Origin of the sequence: Sinorhizobium sp. 22678, from assembly GCF_052044265.1 — a bacterium.
Lineage (GTDB): Bacteria > Pseudomonadota > Alphaproteobacteria > Rhizobiales > Rhizobiaceae > Sinorhizobium > Sinorhizobium meliloti_A.
Genome location: NZ_JBQEMS010000013.1, coordinates 1 through 17,834, shown reverse-complemented (window position 1 = coordinate 17,834; position 17,834 = coordinate 1). Strand labels below are relative to the sequence as shown.

Here is a 17,834-nt window from a genome sequence, read left to right as displayed (position 1 = left end):
TGTGCGCAAAGAAAAAGCCGGACGGGCAGGGGAGACCGTCCGGCTTGTAGAAGCGATCGCATCAGGGGAAGAATGGGATCGCTTGTGAAACTTCCGGCGAGAAGTTTCCTGGAGGCATTGGTTTCAACTGTGGCGAGCCACGATATTAGAATTCGTCATTTGCGCCTGCGTCTATCGGCCAGCGGCAACAGCACGGTCGCGCGGTCACGGTCCTCGTCTCGCAGCGCATGGATCGTCGCAACGACCATCGCGAAGAACATCGCCATTGAAAATAGAGCAAGTCCCATGGCCGTCTCCTTTCGTGGTTTTAAACGGCAGGTACTGAAAAAAGTTCCCGTCGACTTGGCTCCACACTAAGACTTGCGGTGTGAAACCCTCTTAAACGTTGCGTTCATCTAGCATTCACCATTTTGCCGACGCTGTTTCCGGGGGAACAGGAAGCAAGGATCGTACAACCCTTGCGGTCCGCGGCCGTCCGTGACAAAAGGCTTCACCAAACGGAAACAGGCGCGATGACCACGGCTTTCTATCCCGGCTCCTTCGATCCGATCACCAACGGGCATCTCGATGTACTCGTCCAGGCATTGAACGTCGCAGCTAAGGTCATCGTCGCGATCGGAGTTCATCCCGGTAAGGCGCCGCTTTTCACTTTCGACGAAAGGGCGGATCTCATCCGGGCCGCGCTTGAGGAGACGCTGCCGGAGAGGGCAGCCGACATCTCCGTCGTCTCTTTCGACAATCTCGTGGTCGATGCCGCCCGCAAGCACGGCGCAAGGCTGCTGGTCCGGGGGCTCCGCGATGGAACGGACCTGGACTACGAGATGCAGATGGCGGGCATGAACCGGCAGATGGCCCCTGACATTCAGACCCTGTTCCTGCCGGCAGGTACCGCCTCGCGGCCCATTACGGCCACATTGGTTCGGCAGATCGCGGCTATGGGCGGTGACGTCAGCGCTTTCGTCCCTGGGGCGGTTCACCAGGCGCTGCAGGCAAAGCGCAAATAAAGCTTTACATCACGCAAGGAGTCCCAATGAAGATTCTCCAATTCGCTTTTGCCGGAGCCTTGGCGCTCGCAACCTTCACGGGAGGTGCGCTGGCGCAGTCCGGCGAAAACATTCTGACGGTTCAGCTCAAGGATGGTCCGGTGGTCATCGAACTGCGTCCGGATATCGCCCCGAAGCACGTCCAGCAGATCAAGGAACTGGCCGCGGCGGGAGAATATGACAATGTCGCCTTTCATCGCGTCATCAAGGGCTTCATGGCCCAGACCGGCGACGTCGAGTTCGGCGACGTGAAGGACGGCTACCAGCCCGATCGCGCTGGAACCGGCGGCTCGTCCAAGCCCAACCTTCCGGCCGAGTTCTCCGACGTTCCCTTCGAGCGCGGCACGGTCGGTATGGCCCGCGCCCAGGATCCAAACAGTGCCAACTCGCAGTTCTTCATCATGTTCGCACCGGGCGATTTCCTCAACGGCCAGTACACGGTCGTCGGCAAGGTGGTCGAAGGCATGGAGAATGTCGACAAGATCAAGCTCGGCGATGACGCCAATAATGGTGCCGTCGCCGATCCAGATCGCATGATCAGCGTTAAGGTCGGCAGGTAAGACTGAAACAGAAGGAGAAGAATCATGGCCGAGATCAAGGATCCGGAAAATACGATCATCATGGAAACCACAAAGGGCAGGGTGGTGATCGAGCTGCGGCCGGACGTGGCTCCGGGCCATGTCGCCCGCATCAAGGAACTGACGCGTGAAGGCGCCTATGACGGGGTGGTCTTTCACCGCGTGATCGAGGATTTCATGGCCCAGACCGGTGACGTGCAATACGGCAAGACCGGCGGCGAGCAATTCAACCCGTCCCGCGCGGGCATGGGCGGTTCCTCGAAGCCGGATCTGAAGGCCGAATTCTCCGACGTTTCACATGTGCGCGGAACGTGCTCCATGGCGCGCAGCCAGATGCCGAACTCGGCCAATTCCCAGTTCTTCATCTGCTTCACCGACGCTCCCTGGCTCAACAAGCAGTATTCGGTCTGGGGCCAGGTCGTCGAAGGAATGGAGAATATCGACAACATCAAGCGCGGCGAACCGGTCCGCGATCCGGATACCATCGTTTCGATGCGGGTTGCCGCCGACGCCTGATCTGCGCTACTGCATGTTGCCTTGGATCGTCATCGATCCAAGGGCGGAACATGCAGCGGTTCGACGTGCTGCGGCGATCTTCGCGCGTCTTGTCAGACGCGCGGCGCTGTAGCGCACTGACCTGCCCGCCCCGATCGCGCGCGAGCCGCCGGGGCGGGTTTGCTTTTAATTGATACCATAGATGCGCGTAGACCTGTTCGATTTCGACCTGCCGGAAAATTCGATTGCGCTGAGGCCCGCAAGCCCGCGCGACAGCGCCCGCATGCTCGTCGTTCGCCCCGACGGCGAACCGGTTCTCGAAGATCGCGGCGTCCTCGATCTGCCGTCATTCCTGCGGCCGGGCGATGCGCTGGTTTTCAACGACACCAAGGTCATACCGGCGCAGCTCGAAGGCGTCCGCTACCGGGGTGAGGACATAAGCACGCCCGTGTCGCTGACGCTGCATATGCGGGTTGCGCCCAGTCGCTGGAAAGCTTTCGCCCGTCCGGCCCGCAGATTGAAGCCGGGTGACCGGATCAGCTTCGGTCATGGCGGCAATGCCTGCCTGCTCGGGTCGCTGGAGGCCGTGGTCGAGGAGAAAGGCGATGCCGGCGAGGTGACGCTTCGCTTCGATCTCTCGGGCCCCTCGCTCGATGAGGCGATCATGGCCGTCGGACACATTCCCCTGCCGCCTTACATCGCATCCAAGCGTGCCGACGATGCACGGGACCGGACCGACTACCAGACGGTCTATGCGCGCGAGGAAGGGGCGGTAGCCGCGCCGACTGCAGGGCTGCACTTTACCGACCGGCTTTTCGCCAGCCTGGACGAGGCCGGGATCGAACGGTATTTCGTCACGCTGCATGTAGGTGCGGGAACCTTCCTCCCCGTCAAGGCAGACGATACCGCCGACCACGTGATGCACGAGGAAATCGGTCACGTCGATCCGATGACCGCTGCGAAGCTCAATGCCGTGCGCGAACGCGGCGGCCGCATCGTCTGTGTCGGCACGACATCGCTTCGGCTGATCGAGAGCGCAGCCGCCGAAGACGGAAGCATCCGTCCCTGGTCGGGCGCAACCGGGATTTTCATAACGCCGGGTTATCGCTTCCGCGCGGTCGATATGCTGATGACCAATTTCCACCTGCCGAAATCGACCCTGTTCATGCTCGTCTCGGCCTTTGCGGGGCTCGAGACGATGCACGCCGCGTATGCGCATGCGATCGCAACGGGGTACCGATTCTATTCCTATGGCGATTCGAGCCTGCTCTTCCGGAAAGATTAGATGACCGAAGCGTTTCAATTCAAACTGCTTGCCAACGACGGCAATGCGCGCCGTGGCGAAGTGGTGACCCCTCGCGGGACGATCCGTACGCCTGCCTTCATGCCGGTCGGAACCGTCGGCACGGTCAAGGCGATGTATCTCGACCAGGTGCGCGATCTGGGCGCCGATATCATTCTGGGCAACACCTATCACCTGATGCTACGCCCGGGCGCCGAACGGGTCGCCAGGCTTGGCGGACTGCACAAGTTCATCCGCTGGGAGCGGCCGATCCTGACCGACAGCGGCGGCTTCCAGGTCATGTCGCTGTCAAGCCTGCGCAAGCTCAACGAACAGGGCGTTACCTTCAAGAGCCATGTCGACGGCACGCTCTATCATATGTCGCCCGAACGTTCGATCGAGATCCAGGGCCTGCTCGGCAGTGACATTCAGATGCAGCTCGACGAATGCGTGGCGCTGCCGGCGGAACCGGACGAGATCGAGCGCGCGATGGAAATGTCGCTGCGCTGGGCAGAGCGCTGCAAGGTCGCCTTCGGCGATCAGCCGGGGAGGGCGATGTTCGGCATCGTACAGGGCGGCGACATTCCCAGGCTGCGCGAACGCTCGGCCCTGGCCCTCCGGGATCTGGACCTCAAGGGCTATGCCGTCGGGGGGCTGGCCGTTGGTGAGCCGCAGGAGGTCATGCTCGGCATGCTCGACGTGACCTGCCCCGTCCTGCCGGCCGACAAGCCGCGCTATCTGATGGGCGTCGGAACGCCGGACGATATCCTGAAGTCGGTCGCGCATGGGATCGACATGTTCGACTGCGTCATGCCGACCCGCTCCGGACGCCATGGGCTTGCCTTCACGCGCTACGGCCGCATCAATCTGCGCAATGCCCGACACGCGGAAGACACGCGCCCGCTCGACGAACAGTCTTCCTGTCCGGCGACTCGCGACTATTCGCGCGCCTACCTGCACCACCTGATTCGTTCAAACGAATCGCTCGGCGGCATGCTGCTCAGCTGGAGCAATCTGGCCTATTATCAGGAGTTGATGGCCGGCATCCGCAAGGCGATCGAAGAAGGGCGCTATACCGATTTCATGGCGGAGACCATGGAAGGCTGGCAGCGCGGCGATCTGCCACCGGTGTGATCTTCGCGTGGCCCGCTGGTAACTGCGATCTGCGCGCCCGAAAGTTTGGCTCCCCTGAACGACGCCGTCACCGACGGCCTTCCACCGACAGAAACGAACTGGACCCTCCGGCGGTGCTGGTTTCATTTCGACAACCCGAAGCTATCAGAACCGATTTCGGAAGGTGGAATCGGAAATTCCGATAGCACAATTCTAATAAATGGGTTTGCGGACTGCGTCCGTTTGTAGAACTATCCCAGCAAAAAACGTCAAAGGAGTTGTTGACCGTTCAACGGGGGATAGGAGAAAACATGAAAAGAATTGCTGCTATAGCATCGGCGTCTCTGTTTATATTTTGCAGTTCGGCAGTGGCAGGCCCTACGCTTGATCGCGTCAACGAGAAAAAAGAGATGGTCGTCGCCACCAATGTCGGCTGGCCGCCGCAGGGGTTCCTCGATGAAAACAATGTCCTTGTCGGCTTTGACATTGATGTCGCCAAAGAAATCGGCAACCGGTTGGGCGTGAACGTGCGTTTCGAAACTCCGGAATGGGCAACCATGACCGGGGGGCACTGGCAGGGCCGTTTCGATCTCGGGGTCGGTTCCGTCGCTCCGACCAAGGCGCGCGCAGAGGTCATCGATTTCGCCGGAATCTACTATTACAGCCCTTACGTCTACGTCGTTCATGCCGAAAGCGGCATTCAATCGGAAGAAGATCTGAATGGTAAGGTTATCGGCGTCGAGACAGGCACGGCGTCCGAAGACTTCATCAACCGTCGCCTGGAGATCGATGCGCCGGGCTTGCCGCCGGTTCAATACAAACTCGAACCGGGCGAGGTGCGCACGTTTCCCGATTCCATGATGCCCTTCGACGACCTGCGTCTTGGCAACGGTGTTCGGTTGGACGCGGTCATCGCCCCCGAGCAGACCGCAAAAAATGCAGTCAGAAACGACTATCCCGTCCGTATCCTCGAGGATGTCTATCCCTTTCGGTCGCCCGCGGTCGTCATTGCCGATAAAGGCGACCCGGAATGGACTGCCAAAATCGGTGAAATCATCAAAGCGATGAAGGCCGATGGCACACTCGGAAAACTGACGACCAAGTGGTACGGCGCCGACTACAGCAAGGACTGATAGCGTCACGAAGCCGGCGCTCTTCGGAGGTGCTGAAGCCACGACCAGAGCATCCGGTCTTCCAGGATCCGATGCTCTGGTTCTTCCCGTGTCAGGGAAAAGCCGCTTGGCCGTCCATGGGAGCCTGGCCAAATCCCCGAACGATGCGTTTCGGATCTGGAAATCAGTCGATCGCGTCGTAGCAGTTTCCCGCCGGACGTGCTTGCTTCAATGCAACCTCTCCTCCTTCGCCATCTCTGTGCTTGTCACAGAGATGAGAGCAGCGCCGCGTCTGCGGCGCGGGAAACGTTCTTTCAGCCCAAGGACTTGGTCTGGCTGGATTCCTGTGACGAGCACAGGAATGAGGGACCGAGATGTGCGGCCACTACATCGAAGCGAAGCGGGACGCTGTATACGGGCGGGAGCTTCCGCGCCGCCTTACTATCGTCACGGTTTATGAAGCGCGCCGAGGGACCGCACCCTCTCTACCCTCATCCCTGTGCTCGTCACAGGGGATCCAGCAGCGCCGCGTCTGCGGCACGGGAAGCGTTCTTTCAGCCCAAGGACTTGGTCTGGCTGGGATTCCTGTGACAAGCACAGGAATGAGGAGATCAAACAAAACAAGCCGCTGCGGGAATCCGAAATCTCAACTGGCCTTTGTTAGAGCACTTGCAAGAAAGGTGTGGCGGTTCTCTGTCCGAGAGCGCGTAGTTTCAGAGGGCTATAGCGTCTCACTGTTTCAATGGCACAGTGAAACGCTATAGAAGGGGCTTTGACGATGTCGCTTGATTATCAAGGAGATATGGACGCCATTTAATCTGTTTATTCATCGATCGTAGAGGCTCGACCTCATCGGAGAGGCCGGTGTTTCATGGCCGCTCGCCACTCCGCGACTACTTCGCTATCGACTCTGCGTGGTGATTCCGAGCGAATTGCCGCGGGCACCGCAGCACGAGGTGAAACTTTTTCCGGATCCGCAAGGGCACGGATCCTTGCTCCTGCGCTGCAATCGGCCGATCAGGGGCAGCATGATCGCCGACGGGACCAGTGTCGCCAACAGGATCGTCAGCTTGGACGCAATGCCGGGTATGACGAGGCGGCGGCCCGCTTTGAAGCCGCGCCAGGCCTTTTCAGCGACATAGCCCGATTCGAGCTTGGGCAGGATCTTGAACAGCGCGACGCGATTGGCGCCGGAGGTTGCCAGAAATTCCGTCGAGACCGGGCCCGGCGCCACGCATGTGACGGTCACGCCGGTGCGACGCAGTTCCTGATGCAGCGCTTCCGAAAAGGAGCGGACGAAACCTTTGCTGGCATAGTAGAGCGCCATATACGGCCCCGGCGTGAAGCTTGCGACCGAACCGAGATTGATGACGCCGCCGCGACCGCGCGCGACCATTGCCGGCAGGAAACGCAGGGTGAGTTCGGTAAGGGCGCGGATGTTGAGGTCGACGAGGCCGAGCTGTTCATCGAGCGGCAGGACCGTCGCCCCTCCGCGCAATCCATAACCGGCGCTGTTGACGAGTACGTCGCAGAACAGGCCGTTTGCGGACAGGAAGTTCTCGAGACCGAGCGTCGCGTCATCAGCCAGGAAATCCAGCGGGACCGTGAACGCCTCGCCTCCGGCCTTGCGGATACCGTCGGCGGCGGCCGCCAGTGACTCGGCCGAACGCGCAACCATCACGACCGGCGTGCCATCCCTCGCGGCCACTTCGGCGATTGCCTTGCCGATTCCCCGCGATGCACCGACGACGACTACGGCCGGACGACTTTGACCGCCCGAAGTCATCGCGCTGCCTCGGAACCTGCCGCAGCGGTCACGTCGCGCCCAGATGCAAGCCCCTCCAGCTCGGCGGTGATTTCGCCGTTCAATATCCTCTCGAACCGCTCGAGGGCGCGCGCGACGTTGGCGCCGTCCATGACCCGGTGGTCATAGTGGATACGCACCGTGACCGAGCCATCCTTGTCGATCGGGCCGTAATTCAGAAGTGAGGTCAAAGGCGTGAGAGGGTTGAGCGATTCTGCGCCGAGGCCCGAATAGACCGACAGCTGAAATGTACCGAAACGGCGCGCCCTTTGCCGGCCGATATTCAAACCGAGCCACATTAGAAGCCATCTGACAGGGCCGGGGAGGCGGGCGATCTTCAAGGCGCGCCGGAATTCTTTGACCTCCAGCACGGGGCTGGTTCGCGCCGCCTGCATCAAGGAGCCCAGCTCCGTAATCGAACGGCGCTCCGGATTCTTGATCGTCGTCAGCAGCACGATTCGTTCGCCCTCGTACTCCCTTTCATGCGCGATGGAAGCGATGCTTCCCGGATACTCGTAGAGCTGCGGTCTGGGAAACTTGACGTAAGCGCGCCGCAACTCGGGCGTCTCCTGCGCGAGAAGGGCGTATCCTTTGAGGAAGAGCGCGGTCCAGGATGGTCTGCTTTCAAGCGATGTTCTGGCCTTGAGCAACGGCCCGAGATTCATCCGCCGCTGCACGCTCACCCGCGGCACCTTCATCGAAAATCGCATGAGATCCCCGACCAGGCGCCGAGAGGCTGAAAGCTTGAGGGCTCGGCCTCGCATCATGCACCTCTAGTAAATGTACGGAATGATCCGCTTGGTGTCCGCCATGTAGTCGCGATACTCAGAGCCGAACATTTCCATCATCATGCGTTCCTCCTTGTCCACCCTCAGAAGAAAGAGGACCGCGAAGCCGGCAAGACCCGCCAGCCCTGCGACCCAGTTCGGCAGAAGAAACGCCTGACCGACGCCCATCAGCAGGAACGAAGTATACATGGGGTGGCGGACCAGGGCGTAAGGACCGCGGCGAATCAGTTCGTGCTTGTCGCGAATCTCGAGCGTGATCGACCAGTTGCGCCCGAGTTCCTTGTGGGTTCTGCGAAAGACCCACATGGCCAGACAGAAAATCGCGGCACCGACCACGACGGCCCAGAGCCGGGCAGGGTGGTCGGCTCCCTCCGGGATGCCGGTTGCGACATAAAAAGCGGGAATGATCGCGAGGCCGAGCAGGGCTGCCGCCAGCCCCAGCATCTCGGAGGTTGAGCGGCGATGGCTGACGACTCGCACGCGCTTGGCCCGGCGTTCATAGGGGCGGCGAATGAAGTACCAGGCAACGATTCCGAGCACCCAGGCGATCTCGCCGATGGAGGATACCGACATGTCTAGTTCCCCAAATCCTTAGCATGCGCCTGGCGTCAACGATCGGGCGGGAACCTTCTTCAGCCGATGCTTCGCAGCGTGATTCTATGTCGAACGGTGACGGCTGGATCGCGAGCTCTGTGCCCGTCGCCTCTCAACCTCCGTTCATCTCCCGAAGCCTTGTAATGAATTCCTGCGGTCGAAGCCAGATGCCGGGCGTCTTATAGCCCATGGAGCGGGCGATTTCGGCCACGAAGGCGTTGCAGTTGTATAGCGACGCGTGCCAGACCTTCGACCTGGCTTTCAGTTTGTCGATGAACGCCACGACCTTCTTGTATTCCGCCTCCGTCAGCATGACGCGCCAGCTTGCCGAGCGGTATTCTTCCTCGAGGTCACCGTCGCTCGCGCCGGTTTCGGCGGGAACGGGCACAAAATGGCCGAGGACATACGGCGTCGGATCGAGCGTGGCCGGTGCAAGGCCGGCAACCTGACGCTGAACGACCGCGCCAGACTTGTTCGTGCGCCCGTAGATGACGTAGGTGTGGCCATAGCTCAGCGCGTAGCGGGAGCGAAATTCGATGAAATAACCCTGCTCGCGCGCTTGAGATTCGAGTTTCGCCGGCCCATTCAGGCTGCTGGAAACGTAGCGCGGTTCGGGATTTTTGTCTTGTGTCTGGCATGCTGCTGCTGCCAGTGCGACCAAGATCACAAAGGATATGCGGCCTCGTGCAAGCGTCATCACACCACTTAGATTGTCTTCCGAGTTCTGACAATCCAGACCTCGGGCCGGCTCGCTGGAGTTCTTGACACGTACTATGCCGTCAGTCTCACAGCCGGTCTAGCCTGAATAACGCGCCGTGGGAGAGCGCTCGTTGAGCTCTCCCACGGCGCAAAGTCACTGTTACTTGTATACCGGCGCCGGCTCTACCGTATCGACGGCAGCAGGCGGCGGGGCCTTACCCTTACCTTTGCCGATCGTATCACACGCGGTGAGGCCGGCAACGGAAAGCAACGCAATCATCACAACTAGAATTCGGCTCATCAAGTAGTCCTTTCCTCAATAGTCGGAATGGGTTATCGAAGGCAACACTTCAAGTAATAGTGGCGATTTGCGCCGGGGCCTAGTGCAGAAAGGACACAGTTGATAACCGCTTTATGGTTACCGGGTTATCAACCGCGTCGGAACACACGGGGCTTAGTCATTTATACCGAAATGTAACGGAAAACGCCATCAAACGATCAGCACGGTCGTACCCACCGGGGTACGGCTGTAAAGATCGACGATGTCGTCGTTCGTCAAGCGAATGCACCCGCTCGATACGGCCTGCCCGATCGTCCAGGGCTCGTTCGTCCCGTGCAGCCGGAACATAGTGTCGTTTCCGCCCTGGTAAAGGTAGAGGGCCGCGGCTCCAAGCGGGTTATGCAACCCGCCGCTCACTCCGCCGGCATATTGTGCCAGATGCGGCTTGCGGCGAATCATGTTTGCAGTCGGCGTCCAGGAGGGCCACTCCGCCTTGCGGCCGATTTTCGCCCGGCCTTTGAGGGTGCGGCCTTCCTCACCTACGCCGATCCCGTAGCGAATCGCCGAACCGCCACCCTGAACATAATAGAGATAGCGTTCTCCCGTATTGACAACGATCGTTCCGGGCGCTTCGCCGCCATAATAGGCGACCTCCTGCCTGCGGTATCGTGGGTCTATACGGGTCCTGGCCGTTTGCGGGCTGTCGGCTGGTCGCAACGAACTGCAACCGGAGGCCAATAGAGCCAGGCTACCCAGCACGAGTACCCGGCGCGTAATGCGATCGTTCTCCATTCTCACCTGCTGAGTAAATTGTGAGTCCCTACGATTTCGTGTTTAACACCCAAGCGCGTGTCGGCCAAGCCTTGCAACGGTTACGACCGCAAGGATGAAACCTCTTGCGACCGGAACCGGCGTCTGATCGACTGGTTCGGGGAAGCAGCGGAGACAAGGAGCGGCACGATGAAACTTGGCGTGGAAGGAAAAATCGCAATCGTGACCGGCGCGGGTTCCGGCATCGGCGCCGCCGTTTCCAGGCAACTTGGCGGCGAGGGTGCGGAAGTGATCGTCGCAGACCGCGACACCGAAGCGGCGCGAAGCGTCGCCGCCGAGATTCGCTCAGCCGGGGGTAGGGCGCGAGATTTCACCGTCGACGTCACCGACGCGGAGGCGGTGGAGCAGATGGTCGCCTTCGCCGTGCAGGAATGCGGCGGATTGCATCTGGCGGTCAACAACGCAGGCATAGAGGGGCCGCGCAAAGCGACCGCGGACTACCCGCTCGAAGATTGGCGCAGGCTGATAGAAGTCAACCTGAACGGCGTCTTCTACTGTATGAAATACCAGATCGCCGCCATGCTCGGAAATGGCGGCGGCGCCATCGTCAACATGTCCTCGATTCTCGGCGCGGTCGCCTTGCCCACCGCGTCTGCCTACACCGCCGCCAAGCACGGGGTGGTGGGGCTCACCAAAGCTGCCGGGATCGAATATGCAAGAATGGGGATTCGCGTCAACGCGGTCGGCCCCGGCTGGATCGAAACGCCGCTTCTGTCGGGACATTCGGAATTGGCGAAGACACGACGCCTGGAAGCGCTGCAGCCGCTCGGCCGACGGGGAAAACCGGAGGAAGTTGCCGCTCTCGTCTGTTTCCTGCTGTCGGAACAGGCGAGCTTCATCACCGGCAGCTATCATCCGGTCGACGGTGCCTTTACGGCGCATTAGAGCACTTCCGGGAAAGGGTGGAGAACGGCATTCCGTCCGGAAGTGCGTAGTTTCAACGTGTTGGACCGCGGCACGACGCAATCCCGGTCAGATCCGCCGTCTCTTTGCCACGAGAAACACCGCCAGCACGAAGCAAAGCAGGCCAAGGGATGATGGCAGCCCCTGATGTCCGATCAGTTGCATCGCCAGTCCGGTCGCGGGCGAGCCCACGATGCCGCCGATGCCCCATACGAAGGCGAAGGCCGCGTTGCCGGCGATCAGGGCCTGGCCGGTGAAACGTTCGCCGAGCTGGATCAGCGACATTGTGTAGATTCCGAACGAGGCTCCGCCCCAGACGAAAAAGAGCGGCCAGATGAGCCATGATTCGAAGATCGCCGGCAGCAGCAGGCAGCCACCTAGCGAAGCCAAGGCGCAGAGCATCATCGTCCGCAGCGACCCGAACCGTTCGGCCACCCGCCCGAGCAATATCTGCAGCACGGCATTGCCTGCGATGAAACAGGTGATGAGCGAGGCGATGCGCCCTTCTGTGCTGCCGAGCGCCGCGCCATAGACCGCGAACAGGGAAAGCAGGGTCTGCTCCAAGGCGGCGGCGGCGAAAACCGCGAACAAGAGGAGCGGCGCCAGTGCGAAAAAGCCTCCGACCGATGTCGCTTCGCCTTCATGTGGCATCTTCGGCAGGTGCGGCACGACCGCAAGCACGATCAGCCCGCAGAGAAGGAAGGCGACGATGCCGACCATGAAGGGCGGCCACCCTTGCGTGCCGACAAGACCGAGCGAGAGCGGGCCGATGGCGAAGCCGCCCGAGACGATCGACGAATAGAGTCCCATGATGCGGCCGCGCCGCCGCGCGGGCGTGATCGAGAGCAGCCAGGTCTCGCTGATCACGTAAAGCGGATTGGCGAAGAAGCCGAGCAGGAAACGCAGCGGCATCCAGATCCAGACCTCCCGCGACCAGCCGATTGCGATCAGCGTGAGCGCGGCCAGGCCCGAACACAGGATCGCAAGCCGCGCCCCGCCAATGCGCCGCGCCAGTGCCGGTATGAAGAGGGCGGATACGATGAAACCCAGCGGGGTCATCGCCGCGGACACGCCGATCAGGCCGGGCGTCGTCCCCTGCCGCTCCAGGATGAAGCTGAGCAGGGGATAGGTAAGCCCCTGTGCCACGGCGAACACCGTGACGGTCGCGATGATGCCGGCCATGGCGGCCCATGGGATCCGCTCGTGGAGCGCTAATGTCGTGCTTTCAGTGGTCATGCAGACTACGCCTATACTTGCCAGAACGGCTTGGCGATCTCCGCCTCGGCCTCAAGCCTCGTCAGACCGATATCGCAGATCAAATGCGGATCGTCCTTCAACTTCTGCTCAAGTTCGCAGCGAAAGCGCTTCCGCTCCTCCCACGTCGCGATAATGCTTCGAAGGGTCGCGAGGCGGTAGGGCCGACGCGGCATTTCCGTCATAACGGAGGGGATATCGTTCATTGCAACCTCCATACGGCTTGAGAGGCAGAGCCCTCGACCTGGGGAGGACGAATTCTGCGGGATGCGAAAAGCGTCGTAATTAAGCTCCTCCAAAAAGTTCTCAAAAACTTCCAAACGCACTATAGATGCGCCTATGCAGCGATCGCGCATCGTCTTTGGTCCGTTCGTCCTTGATCCGGGTGCGGGAACGCTCGTTCGGAACGATGATCCCGTCGCCGTCGGCTATCGCGGGCTGAAGCTGCTTGAGGCGCTCGCCGGACGGCCGGGCGAAATCCTCGGAAAAGCCGAGTTGATGGATGCGGCGTGGCCGGGCAGGGCGGTCGAGGAAGGCAACCTCACCGTCCAGATCGCGCAGCTGCGGAAAATGCTTGGTGCGCCCCCCGACGGCGGAGAATGGATCGCCACGGTTCCGCGGGTCGGCTACCGCTTCACTGGGCCTGTCGAACAGGTCGGTGGCGCGAAGCGAAATCCACTGGCGCTGCCCAACGAACCATCGATCGCCGTGTTGCCTTTCGTTAATTTCAGCAGCGATCCGGAGCAGGAATCCTTCGCTGATGGGTTGACCGAAGACCTGATCACCGACCTGTCCAGGATCTCCGGCCTTTTCGTCATCGCGCGCAACTCGGCCTTCGCCTTCAAAGGAAAGCCGAGGGACGTGCGCGAGATCGCCGCGGACCTTGGCGTACGCTATCTGCTGGAGGGTAGCGCACGACGCGCCGCGGGGCGCGTGCGCATCAACGCACAGCTGGTCGATGCGGTGAGCGGCAATCATCTATGGGCGGAACGCTTCGATCGCAGCCTCGAAGATATCTTTGCAGTTCAGGACGAGGTCACCGGCAAGATCGTGGAGGCGTTGCTCGGCCGGCTGCGCCCACAGCCGCCGCGCAATCGCCCCAAGAATCTCGAGGCCTACGATCTCTGCGTGCGGGCGCGCAAGCTGATCGATGATTCGCCTCAGACGGCGCGGGAAGCGCATCTGATGCTCACGCGCGCGATTTCGCTTGATCCGGAATATGCCGAGGCCAATCGCTGGCTTGCCATGAACCACTGGATGAGATGGGTGCATTGGGGCGAACCGGTCGAGCCGAACCGTAGCATTGCTTTGGAACTGGCACGCAAAGCCGTGGCGATCGATCCGAACGATGCCGGCTGCCATTGGGTGCTGGCCAACCTGCTTGCATATGAGCGCAGCTTCGCCGAGGCGGATGCGGAATTCGCCAAGGCGATCGAGCTCGACCCGAATGAGGCCGATACCTGGGCGACTTTATCCGACATAGCGGTCTTGGCCGGGCGGGTGGAGGAGGGCCTTGAGCACATCCGCAAGGCGTTCCGGCTGAACCCGTTTCCGGCAAGCTGGTACTATCTGACGCTCGGCCAGGCCCAATATGCCGCCGGCGAATACGAAGCCGCCGTCGAGACACTGCGGAGGGACGAGACGTATCGTACCAGCTCGCGACGTTTCCTGGCGGCAAGCCTTGCCCAACTGGGCCGGCTCGACGAGGCGCGCGCCGAGGTCGAACTGTTCCTCGTCGCCAACCCGCATTTCACAACCCGACACTGGGCGAGTACGGAGCCGTTCCGCGACCCTGTGACGCTTGCGCATTTCGTTGACGGTTACCGCAAGGCGGGTCTACCGGATTGACGCGCATCCATCGTCCGTTCGTGGGGCCTATTCCTCGAAGCGACTCGTTTCATCACGATCCCGCTCGTATCGTCTCTTGAGGGGAAACGGCGGCAGCCAGGATTCGCGACGGACGGTCCAGCTTTCGTAGGTTGGCGTCAATTGATCCGGGGCGTCCAGGGATCCCAGGTTCACCTCGATTTCGTCTCCGGTGCGTGCGAAGACGATCGAGCCGCAACGGGGACAGAAATGCCGACCGGCGTAATCGCGTGTCTCGCCGTCGATCGTCACAGAATGCTCAGGGAAAATGGCGGACGCGTGAAAAAGGGCCCCGTGATGCTTGCGGCAGTCGAGACAATGGCAGAGACCGACTCGGTATGGTCGTCCCGACGCCACAAATCGCAAGTTGCCGCACAGGCAACCGCCTGTGAATCGGTCCATACCGTGTCTCCCTTAAATCAAGCGGTTCAGCGTTGACGTTGTCCGGCATCCCGAGATGTGCGGCTTGTCGCATGTCTATCTTGTAGAATGTGACGGGCTGGTCCGGGTTGCAAGAGCCGGGCCGCGTGAGGGGCTTTCTTCCCTTTGCTTAGCTTTTCGGGGTTTCAATCTCCGCGCTCTTGGGAGATCGTTCCGGATAAATTCAAGCGACCGGATTCGCCAGGAGCGCGCGCAATGCTTCCGGAAATTAAGCTCGTTGCGGACGTGGACGTAGTGGCCATGTCGCCACTGGTTCGCGGCATGGTCATGGCCATCTCCTATGCCGAGACCGAAGGCGGTATCGGTCTGACTGCGTCCGGTGCGATGAACCGTAAGTTCGTGCACTGGGCCGCTGTTCACTTCGATTGGCCCGGCAACACTCCGGAGGATCTATACAGCGTCAACAAGGTTCTGAACGAAGCTGACATGCCGCCGCTTTCGGTGGTCCACGACATGCTCAAGCACCTAAGGCTTGTGCGGCGAAAAAAAGACCGACTGTTTCCCACCAAACGCGGTCGGGATTTTCTTGCAAGACCCCACACCTTCTTCGATCAGATCGCGACGGACTATCTTTATGCCTATATCGACTACGCGCAGACACGGGACGATGTGCGCGTGCGGATGCGGTGGTGGCACGTCTTTCTCAATCTTATCAATATCAAGGCGAGAAAGGGCTGTTCGCTGGACGACCTGGTGAGCGAGTTATACCCGAGCGAGTCGTACTCGCTGGCGCAAGCAGATATGATTATCCAAGCTACGACGATCAGAGGGGAGTTCCGCTACGACATTATTCGGCCCCTGTGCTGGCTGGGATTGCTGCAGGAAGAGCGCGAAGGGCTAGATTTTCTGCAGGACGGTACCTATTACAAAACACCTCTATGGACAGCCTGTTTAAAGTTGGAATCCGATACGGAAGCCGAGATCACTGTCTCTTGAGACACATGCAAAGATCTGCAAGAGGCAAGCCATTGTTTTTATTGCCATGTCGCACTTGAAAATAGAATGTACCCCGGCTACATGCATTGTCACAGCTATTTAAAGATGAGACAAAGTAATCAACTTAGAAACGCGACAACATCCTATCCATTACTACTGCATTTGCAAGTTGCAATATTTACAAAGTACGGAGACGCAAGCCGCCGGCCGGGTGGAACTGGTCAGGGTTGCGCAGCCCGGTCGGCGGCGGATGGCTCCAGCTGCAAGATAAACTTTAGCTTTGACATCCCGATCACTCCGCCGCTTTCAGCTGCGCAAGGGCTTGCTGGCGCTTGGCGATGACCACCGGATCCTTGGTAAAATCCGTCTTCCGGCCAGGCTTCGTGCCGCGCTTTTGATAGCCATTGCTCTGGCTGCCGTCGCGAATGCCGAACATATGGTCCGTCTGGCCGGTGCGGCGCGGCCCGCCCTTGCTGCGCTGTTGCTCTCGTCCGGCCTGCATCTCGGCCACCACCGCCAGCATGTCATCAAGGCGCTTGTTCTCAACCACCTCGCAGCGGTGCACCGAGCGCAGCGTGTCGAAGGTTCTGTAGGGCAGGGACGTCCCCTCATGGGTGACCTCGAGGCGACCGTCGGGATAGTCGCAGACAATGACCTTCTTGCCGGCGAGCGCCGTGGCGAGGTCGGTCGGATCGAGGATGAACATCACCTTGTCATAGCGCAGCGTCAGCGACTGCGACAGCTTGCGGATCTCCTTGCGGCACATCGCGCCATCGAGGTTCTCATGCGCGGCAAACGGCCGATGCATGTCCTTCGGATTGCGCGGCGCCTTGCCAAAGCGGCGATTGAAGTCGGCCATGAACTCCGGCGCATAGGCATTCGCCGCCGCGATCGTGTCGATGCCGCGCAGCCGCAGTTCCTTGACGAGGCGATCCTGCAGCGTCTGGTTGGCGCGCTCGACGCGTCCCTTGGCCTGCGGGGTGTTGGCGCAGATGATGTCGATGTTGAGTTCATAAAGGGCTCGCCCGAACTGCGTCAGGCCACTGGTTCTGTCCTTCTTGGAAGCATGGGTGGTGCGGAAGACGCCATGCTTGTCGCTATAGAAGGCGATCGGCTTGCCCCATTGCTGCAGGTAGGCCTTCGTCGCGTGCAGATAGTCGAAGGTGTTCTCCGATCCGGCGAAGCGTAAGTGCAACAGCTTGCCGGTGGCATCGTCGATATAGACGAGCAGGGCGCATTTGGGGCCGCGGCCTTCGAACCACCAATGAAGCGAGCCGTCGATCTGAACGAGTTCGCCGAAACAATCGCGCCGGCCGCGCGGCTGGAAGACCCGCTTCTTGCGCTCGCGTCGCGACACCCAGATGCCGACTTCCATCATCCACTGACGCAGCGTCTCCTTGCTGACGGCAATCCGGTGGCGCTCCAGCAGCTTCTCGGCCGCCAACGTTGGTCCAAAATCCCCGTAATGCTCACGCACCAGATCGAGCACCAGGTTGCGGAAATCCTCGCTATGACGCCGGTTGCTCGGACGGCCGCGCTTCTTCGACACGAGACCGTCGGCGCCGTCCAGGTCATAGGCCTGCAACAGCCGGTGGACCTGACTGCGGCTGAGACGAAGCAACGCGGCCGCCTCGACGACGGTCAGGCTGCCACCGCGAATCCGCTGTATGAGTTCAAGACGATGCAATTCCTTCTGCGACATGGTGATCAAACAAGACATGACGACTCCGAACGCTCATGGTCTCAACCACGCTTCACGTCGCCAGTCTTCCTTCCAAACGTTGACGTTTGACCAGCATCCCGAGAGGCGACGAC

The 17,834-nt window shown here is 60.6% G+C and carries 20 protein-coding genes; 9 read left to right on the top strand and 11 right to left on the bottom strand.

Features of this window, described 5'->3' with window-relative positions; all coding sequences use genetic code 11:
• Positions 1-155: 155 nt before the first annotated feature.
• Entirely contained in the window at positions 156-287 is a 132-nt protein-coding gene (locus ACTJKL_RS19705) for a hypothetical protein (RefSeq protein ID WP_003529597.1), read from the bottom strand.
• Positions 288-512: 225 nt separating this feature from the next.
• Between ACTJKL_RS19705 and coaD the strand changes: the two genes are divergently transcribed.
• The 6 genes from coaD to ACTJKL_RS19675 all read left to right on the top strand — a co-directional run bounded on the left by coaD (position 513) and on the right by ACTJKL_RS19675 (position 5,644).
• Positions 513-1,004, top strand: a complete 492-nt coding sequence (coaD, locus tag ACTJKL_RS19700; protein WP_018097678.1) for a pantetheine-phosphate adenylyltransferase — start codon at positions 513-515, stop codon at positions 1,002-1,004.
• A gap of 26 nt (positions 1,005-1,030) precedes the next feature.
• Complete coding sequence (locus tag ACTJKL_RS19695) at positions 1,031-1,603, top strand: peptidylprolyl isomerase (RefSeq protein ID WP_018097677.1); 573 nt, start codon at positions 1,031-1,033, stop codon at positions 1,601-1,603.
• Between the two features lie 24 nt (positions 1,604-1,627).
• On the top strand, positions 1,628-2,137 hold the full coding sequence (locus ACTJKL_RS19690; protein ID WP_003529604.1) for a peptidylprolyl isomerase: 510 nt from the start codon (positions 1,628-1,630) through the stop codon (positions 2,135-2,137).
• Between the two features lie 181 nt (positions 2,138-2,318).
• Complete coding sequence (queA, locus tag ACTJKL_RS19685; protein ID WP_440853603.1) at positions 2,319-3,401, top strand: tRNA preQ1(34) S-adenosylmethionine ribosyltransferase-isomerase QueA; 1,083 nt, start codon at positions 2,319-2,321, stop codon at positions 3,399-3,401.
• The gene (tgt, locus tag ACTJKL_RS19680) at positions 3,402-4,532 is read left to right on the top strand and encodes a tRNA guanosine(34) transglycosylase Tgt (RefSeq protein WP_440853602.1); all 1,131 of its coding nucleotides are present in this window, start codon (positions 3,402-3,404) and stop codon (positions 4,530-4,532) included.
• Between the two features lie 290 nt (positions 4,533-4,822).
• A complete protein-coding gene (locus tag ACTJKL_RS19675) occupies positions 4,823-5,644 on the top strand; it encodes a transporter substrate-binding domain-containing protein (protein ID WP_275597969.1) in 822 nt (273 codons plus the stop codon).
• Positions 5,645-6,524: 880 nt separating this feature from the next.
• On the opposite strand, the gene ACTJKL_RS19670 is transcribed toward ACTJKL_RS19675, so the two are convergent.
• The 6 genes from ACTJKL_RS19670 to ACTJKL_RS19645 all read right to left on the bottom strand — a co-directional run bounded on the left by ACTJKL_RS19670 (position 6,525) and on the right by ACTJKL_RS19645 (position 10,580).
• Positions 6,525-7,409, bottom strand: coding sequence for an SDR family NAD(P)-dependent oxidoreductase (locus tag ACTJKL_RS19670; protein WP_379940816.1), 885 nt, complete (start codon positions 7,407-7,409; stop codon positions 6,525-6,527).
• On the bottom strand, positions 7,406-8,191 hold the full coding sequence (locus ACTJKL_RS19665) for a hypothetical protein (protein WP_440853601.1): 786 nt from the start codon (positions 8,189-8,191) through the stop codon (positions 7,406-7,408). Before ACTJKL_RS19665 ends, ACTJKL_RS19670 begins: the two co-directional genes overlap by 4 nt.
• A 9-nt stretch (positions 8,192-8,200) precedes the next feature.
• Positions 8,201-8,788, bottom strand: coding sequence for a protein-S-isoprenylcysteine O-methyltransferase (locus tag ACTJKL_RS19660; protein ID WP_018097672.1), 588 nt, complete (start codon positions 8,786-8,788; stop codon positions 8,201-8,203).
• 133 nt (positions 8,789-8,921) lie between these two features.
• Complete coding sequence (locus tag ACTJKL_RS19655; RefSeq protein ID WP_440853649.1) at positions 8,922-9,506, bottom strand: hypothetical protein; 585 nt, start codon at positions 9,504-9,506, stop codon at positions 8,922-8,924.
• A gap of 162 nt (positions 9,507-9,668) precedes the next feature.
• Positions 9,669-9,809: a hypothetical protein gene (locus ACTJKL_RS19650; RefSeq protein WP_003529619.1), complete on the bottom strand. Its 141-nt coding sequence runs from the start codon at positions 9,807-9,809 to the stop codon at positions 9,669-9,671.
• Between the two features lie 189 nt (positions 9,810-9,998).
• The gene (locus tag ACTJKL_RS19645) at positions 9,999-10,580 is read right to left on the bottom strand and encodes a L,D-transpeptidase (protein ID WP_100673983.1); all 582 of its coding nucleotides are present in this window, start codon (positions 10,578-10,580) and stop codon (positions 9,999-10,001) included.
• A 168-nt stretch (positions 10,581-10,748) separates the two neighbouring features.
• Here ACTJKL_RS19645 and ACTJKL_RS19640 point away from each other — a divergent pair, with 168 nt between their 5' ends.
• Entirely contained in the window at positions 10,749-11,504 is a 756-nt protein-coding gene (locus ACTJKL_RS19640) for an SDR family NAD(P)-dependent oxidoreductase (RefSeq protein WP_440853600.1), read from the top strand.
• An 87-nt stretch (positions 11,505-11,591) separates the two neighbouring features.
• On the opposite strand, the gene ACTJKL_RS19635 is transcribed toward ACTJKL_RS19640, so the two are convergent.
• A complete protein-coding gene (locus tag ACTJKL_RS19635; RefSeq protein WP_440853599.1) occupies positions 11,592-12,758 on the bottom strand; it encodes an MFS transporter in 1,167 nt (388 codons plus the stop codon).
• Positions 12,759-12,769: 11 nt separating this feature from the next.
• On the bottom strand, positions 12,770-12,982 hold the full coding sequence (locus ACTJKL_RS19630) for a DUF1127 domain-containing protein (protein ID WP_324763377.1): 213 nt from the start codon (positions 12,980-12,982) through the stop codon (positions 12,770-12,772).
• Positions 12,983-13,115: 133 nt separating this feature from the next.
• Between ACTJKL_RS19630 and ACTJKL_RS19625 the strand changes: the two genes are divergently transcribed.
• Positions 13,116-14,624: a winged helix-turn-helix domain-containing tetratricopeptide repeat protein gene (locus ACTJKL_RS19625; RefSeq protein ID WP_440853598.1), complete on the top strand. Its 1,509-nt coding sequence runs from the start codon at positions 13,116-13,118 to the stop codon at positions 14,622-14,624.
• Between the two features lie 27 nt (positions 14,625-14,651).
• On the opposite strand, the gene ACTJKL_RS19620 is transcribed toward ACTJKL_RS19625, so the two are convergent.
• A complete protein-coding gene (locus ACTJKL_RS19620; RefSeq protein WP_440853597.1) occupies positions 14,652-15,044 on the bottom strand; it encodes a GFA family protein in 393 nt (130 codons plus the stop codon).
• Between the two features lie 234 nt (positions 15,045-15,278).
• Here ACTJKL_RS19620 and ACTJKL_RS19615 point away from each other — a divergent pair, with 234 nt between their 5' ends.
• On the top strand, positions 15,279-16,019 hold the full coding sequence (locus tag ACTJKL_RS19615) for a hypothetical protein (protein WP_440853596.1): 741 nt from the start codon (positions 15,279-15,281) through the stop codon (positions 16,017-16,019).
• Positions 16,020-16,311: 292 nt separating this feature from the next.
• Here ACTJKL_RS19615 and ACTJKL_RS19610 read toward each other — a convergent pair whose 3' ends face one another.
• Positions 16,312-17,739 carry an ISNCY family transposase gene (locus ACTJKL_RS19610; RefSeq protein ID WP_440852859.1) on the bottom strand — a complete coding sequence of 476 codons (1,428 nt, stop codon included), beginning with the start codon at positions 17,737-17,739 and terminating at the stop codon, positions 16,312-16,314.
• Positions 17,740-17,834 lie beyond the last annotated feature (95 nt).

Excerpts from the sequence above, each read along its gene's own strand:
- ACTJKL_RS19705 (WP_003529597.1), bottom strand. The coding sequence starts at position 287 with ATGGGACTTGCTCTATTTTCAATGGCGATGTTCTTCGCGATGGTCGTT.
- coaD (WP_018097678.1), top strand. The coding sequence starts at position 513 with ATGACCACGGCTTTCTATCCCGGCTCCTTCGATCCGATCACCAACGGG.
- ACTJKL_RS19695 (WP_018097677.1), top strand. The coding sequence starts at position 1,031 with ATGAAGATTCTCCAATTCGCTTTTGCCGGAGCCTTGGCGCTCGCAACC.
- ACTJKL_RS19690 (WP_003529604.1), top strand. The coding sequence starts at position 1,628 with ATGGCCGAGATCAAGGATCCGGAAAATACGATCATCATGGAAACCACA.
- queA (WP_440853603.1), top strand. The coding sequence starts at position 2,319 with ATGCGCGTAGACCTGTTCGATTTCGACCTGCCGGAAAATTCGATTGCG.
- tgt (WP_440853602.1), top strand. The coding sequence starts at position 3,402 with ATGACCGAAGCGTTTCAATTCAAACTGCTTGCCAACGACGGCAATGCG.
- ACTJKL_RS19675 (WP_275597969.1), top strand. The coding sequence starts at position 4,823 with ATGAAAAGAATTGCTGCTATAGCATCGGCGTCTCTGTTTATATTTTGC.
- ACTJKL_RS19670 (WP_379940816.1), bottom strand. The coding sequence starts at position 7,409 with ATGACTTCGGGCGGTCAAAGTCGTCCGGCCGTAGTCGTCGTCGGTGCA.
- ACTJKL_RS19665 (WP_440853601.1), bottom strand. The coding sequence starts at position 8,191 with ATGCGAGGCCGAGCCCTCAAGCTTTCAGCCTCTCGGCGCCTGGTCGGG.
- ACTJKL_RS19660 (WP_018097672.1), bottom strand. The coding sequence starts at position 8,788 with ATGTCGGTATCCTCCATCGGCGAGATCGCCTGGGTGCTCGGAATCGTT.
- ACTJKL_RS19655 (WP_440853649.1), bottom strand. The coding sequence starts at position 9,506 with ATGACGCTTGCACGAGGCCGCATATCCTTTGTGATCTTGGTCGCACTG.
- ACTJKL_RS19650 (WP_003529619.1), bottom strand. The coding sequence starts at position 9,809 with ATGAGCCGAATTCTAGTTGTGATGATTGCGTTGCTTTCCGTTGCCGGC.
- ACTJKL_RS19645 (WP_100673983.1), bottom strand. The coding sequence starts at position 10,580 with ATGGAGAACGATCGCATTACGCGCCGGGTACTCGTGCTGGGTAGCCTG.
- ACTJKL_RS19640 (WP_440853600.1), top strand. The coding sequence starts at position 10,749 with ATGAAACTTGGCGTGGAAGGAAAAATCGCAATCGTGACCGGCGCGGGT.
- ACTJKL_RS19635 (WP_440853599.1), bottom strand. The coding sequence starts at position 12,758 with ATGACCACTGAAAGCACGACATTAGCGCTCCACGAGCGGATCCCATGG.
- ACTJKL_RS19630 (WP_324763377.1), bottom strand. The coding sequence starts at position 12,982 with ATGAACGATATCCCCTCCGTTATGACGGAAATGCCGCGTCGGCCCTAC.
- ACTJKL_RS19625 (WP_440853598.1), top strand. The coding sequence starts at position 13,116 with ATGCAGCGATCGCGCATCGTCTTTGGTCCGTTCGTCCTTGATCCGGGT.
- ACTJKL_RS19620 (WP_440853597.1), bottom strand. The coding sequence starts at position 15,044 with ATGGACCGATTCACAGGCGGTTGCCTGTGCGGCAACTTGCGATTTGTG.
- ACTJKL_RS19615 (WP_440853596.1), top strand. The coding sequence starts at position 15,279 with ATGCTTCCGGAAATTAAGCTCGTTGCGGACGTGGACGTAGTGGCCATG.
- ACTJKL_RS19610 (WP_440852859.1), bottom strand. The coding sequence starts at position 17,739 with ATGTCTTGTTTGATCACCATGTCGCAGAAGGAATTGCATCGTCTTGAA.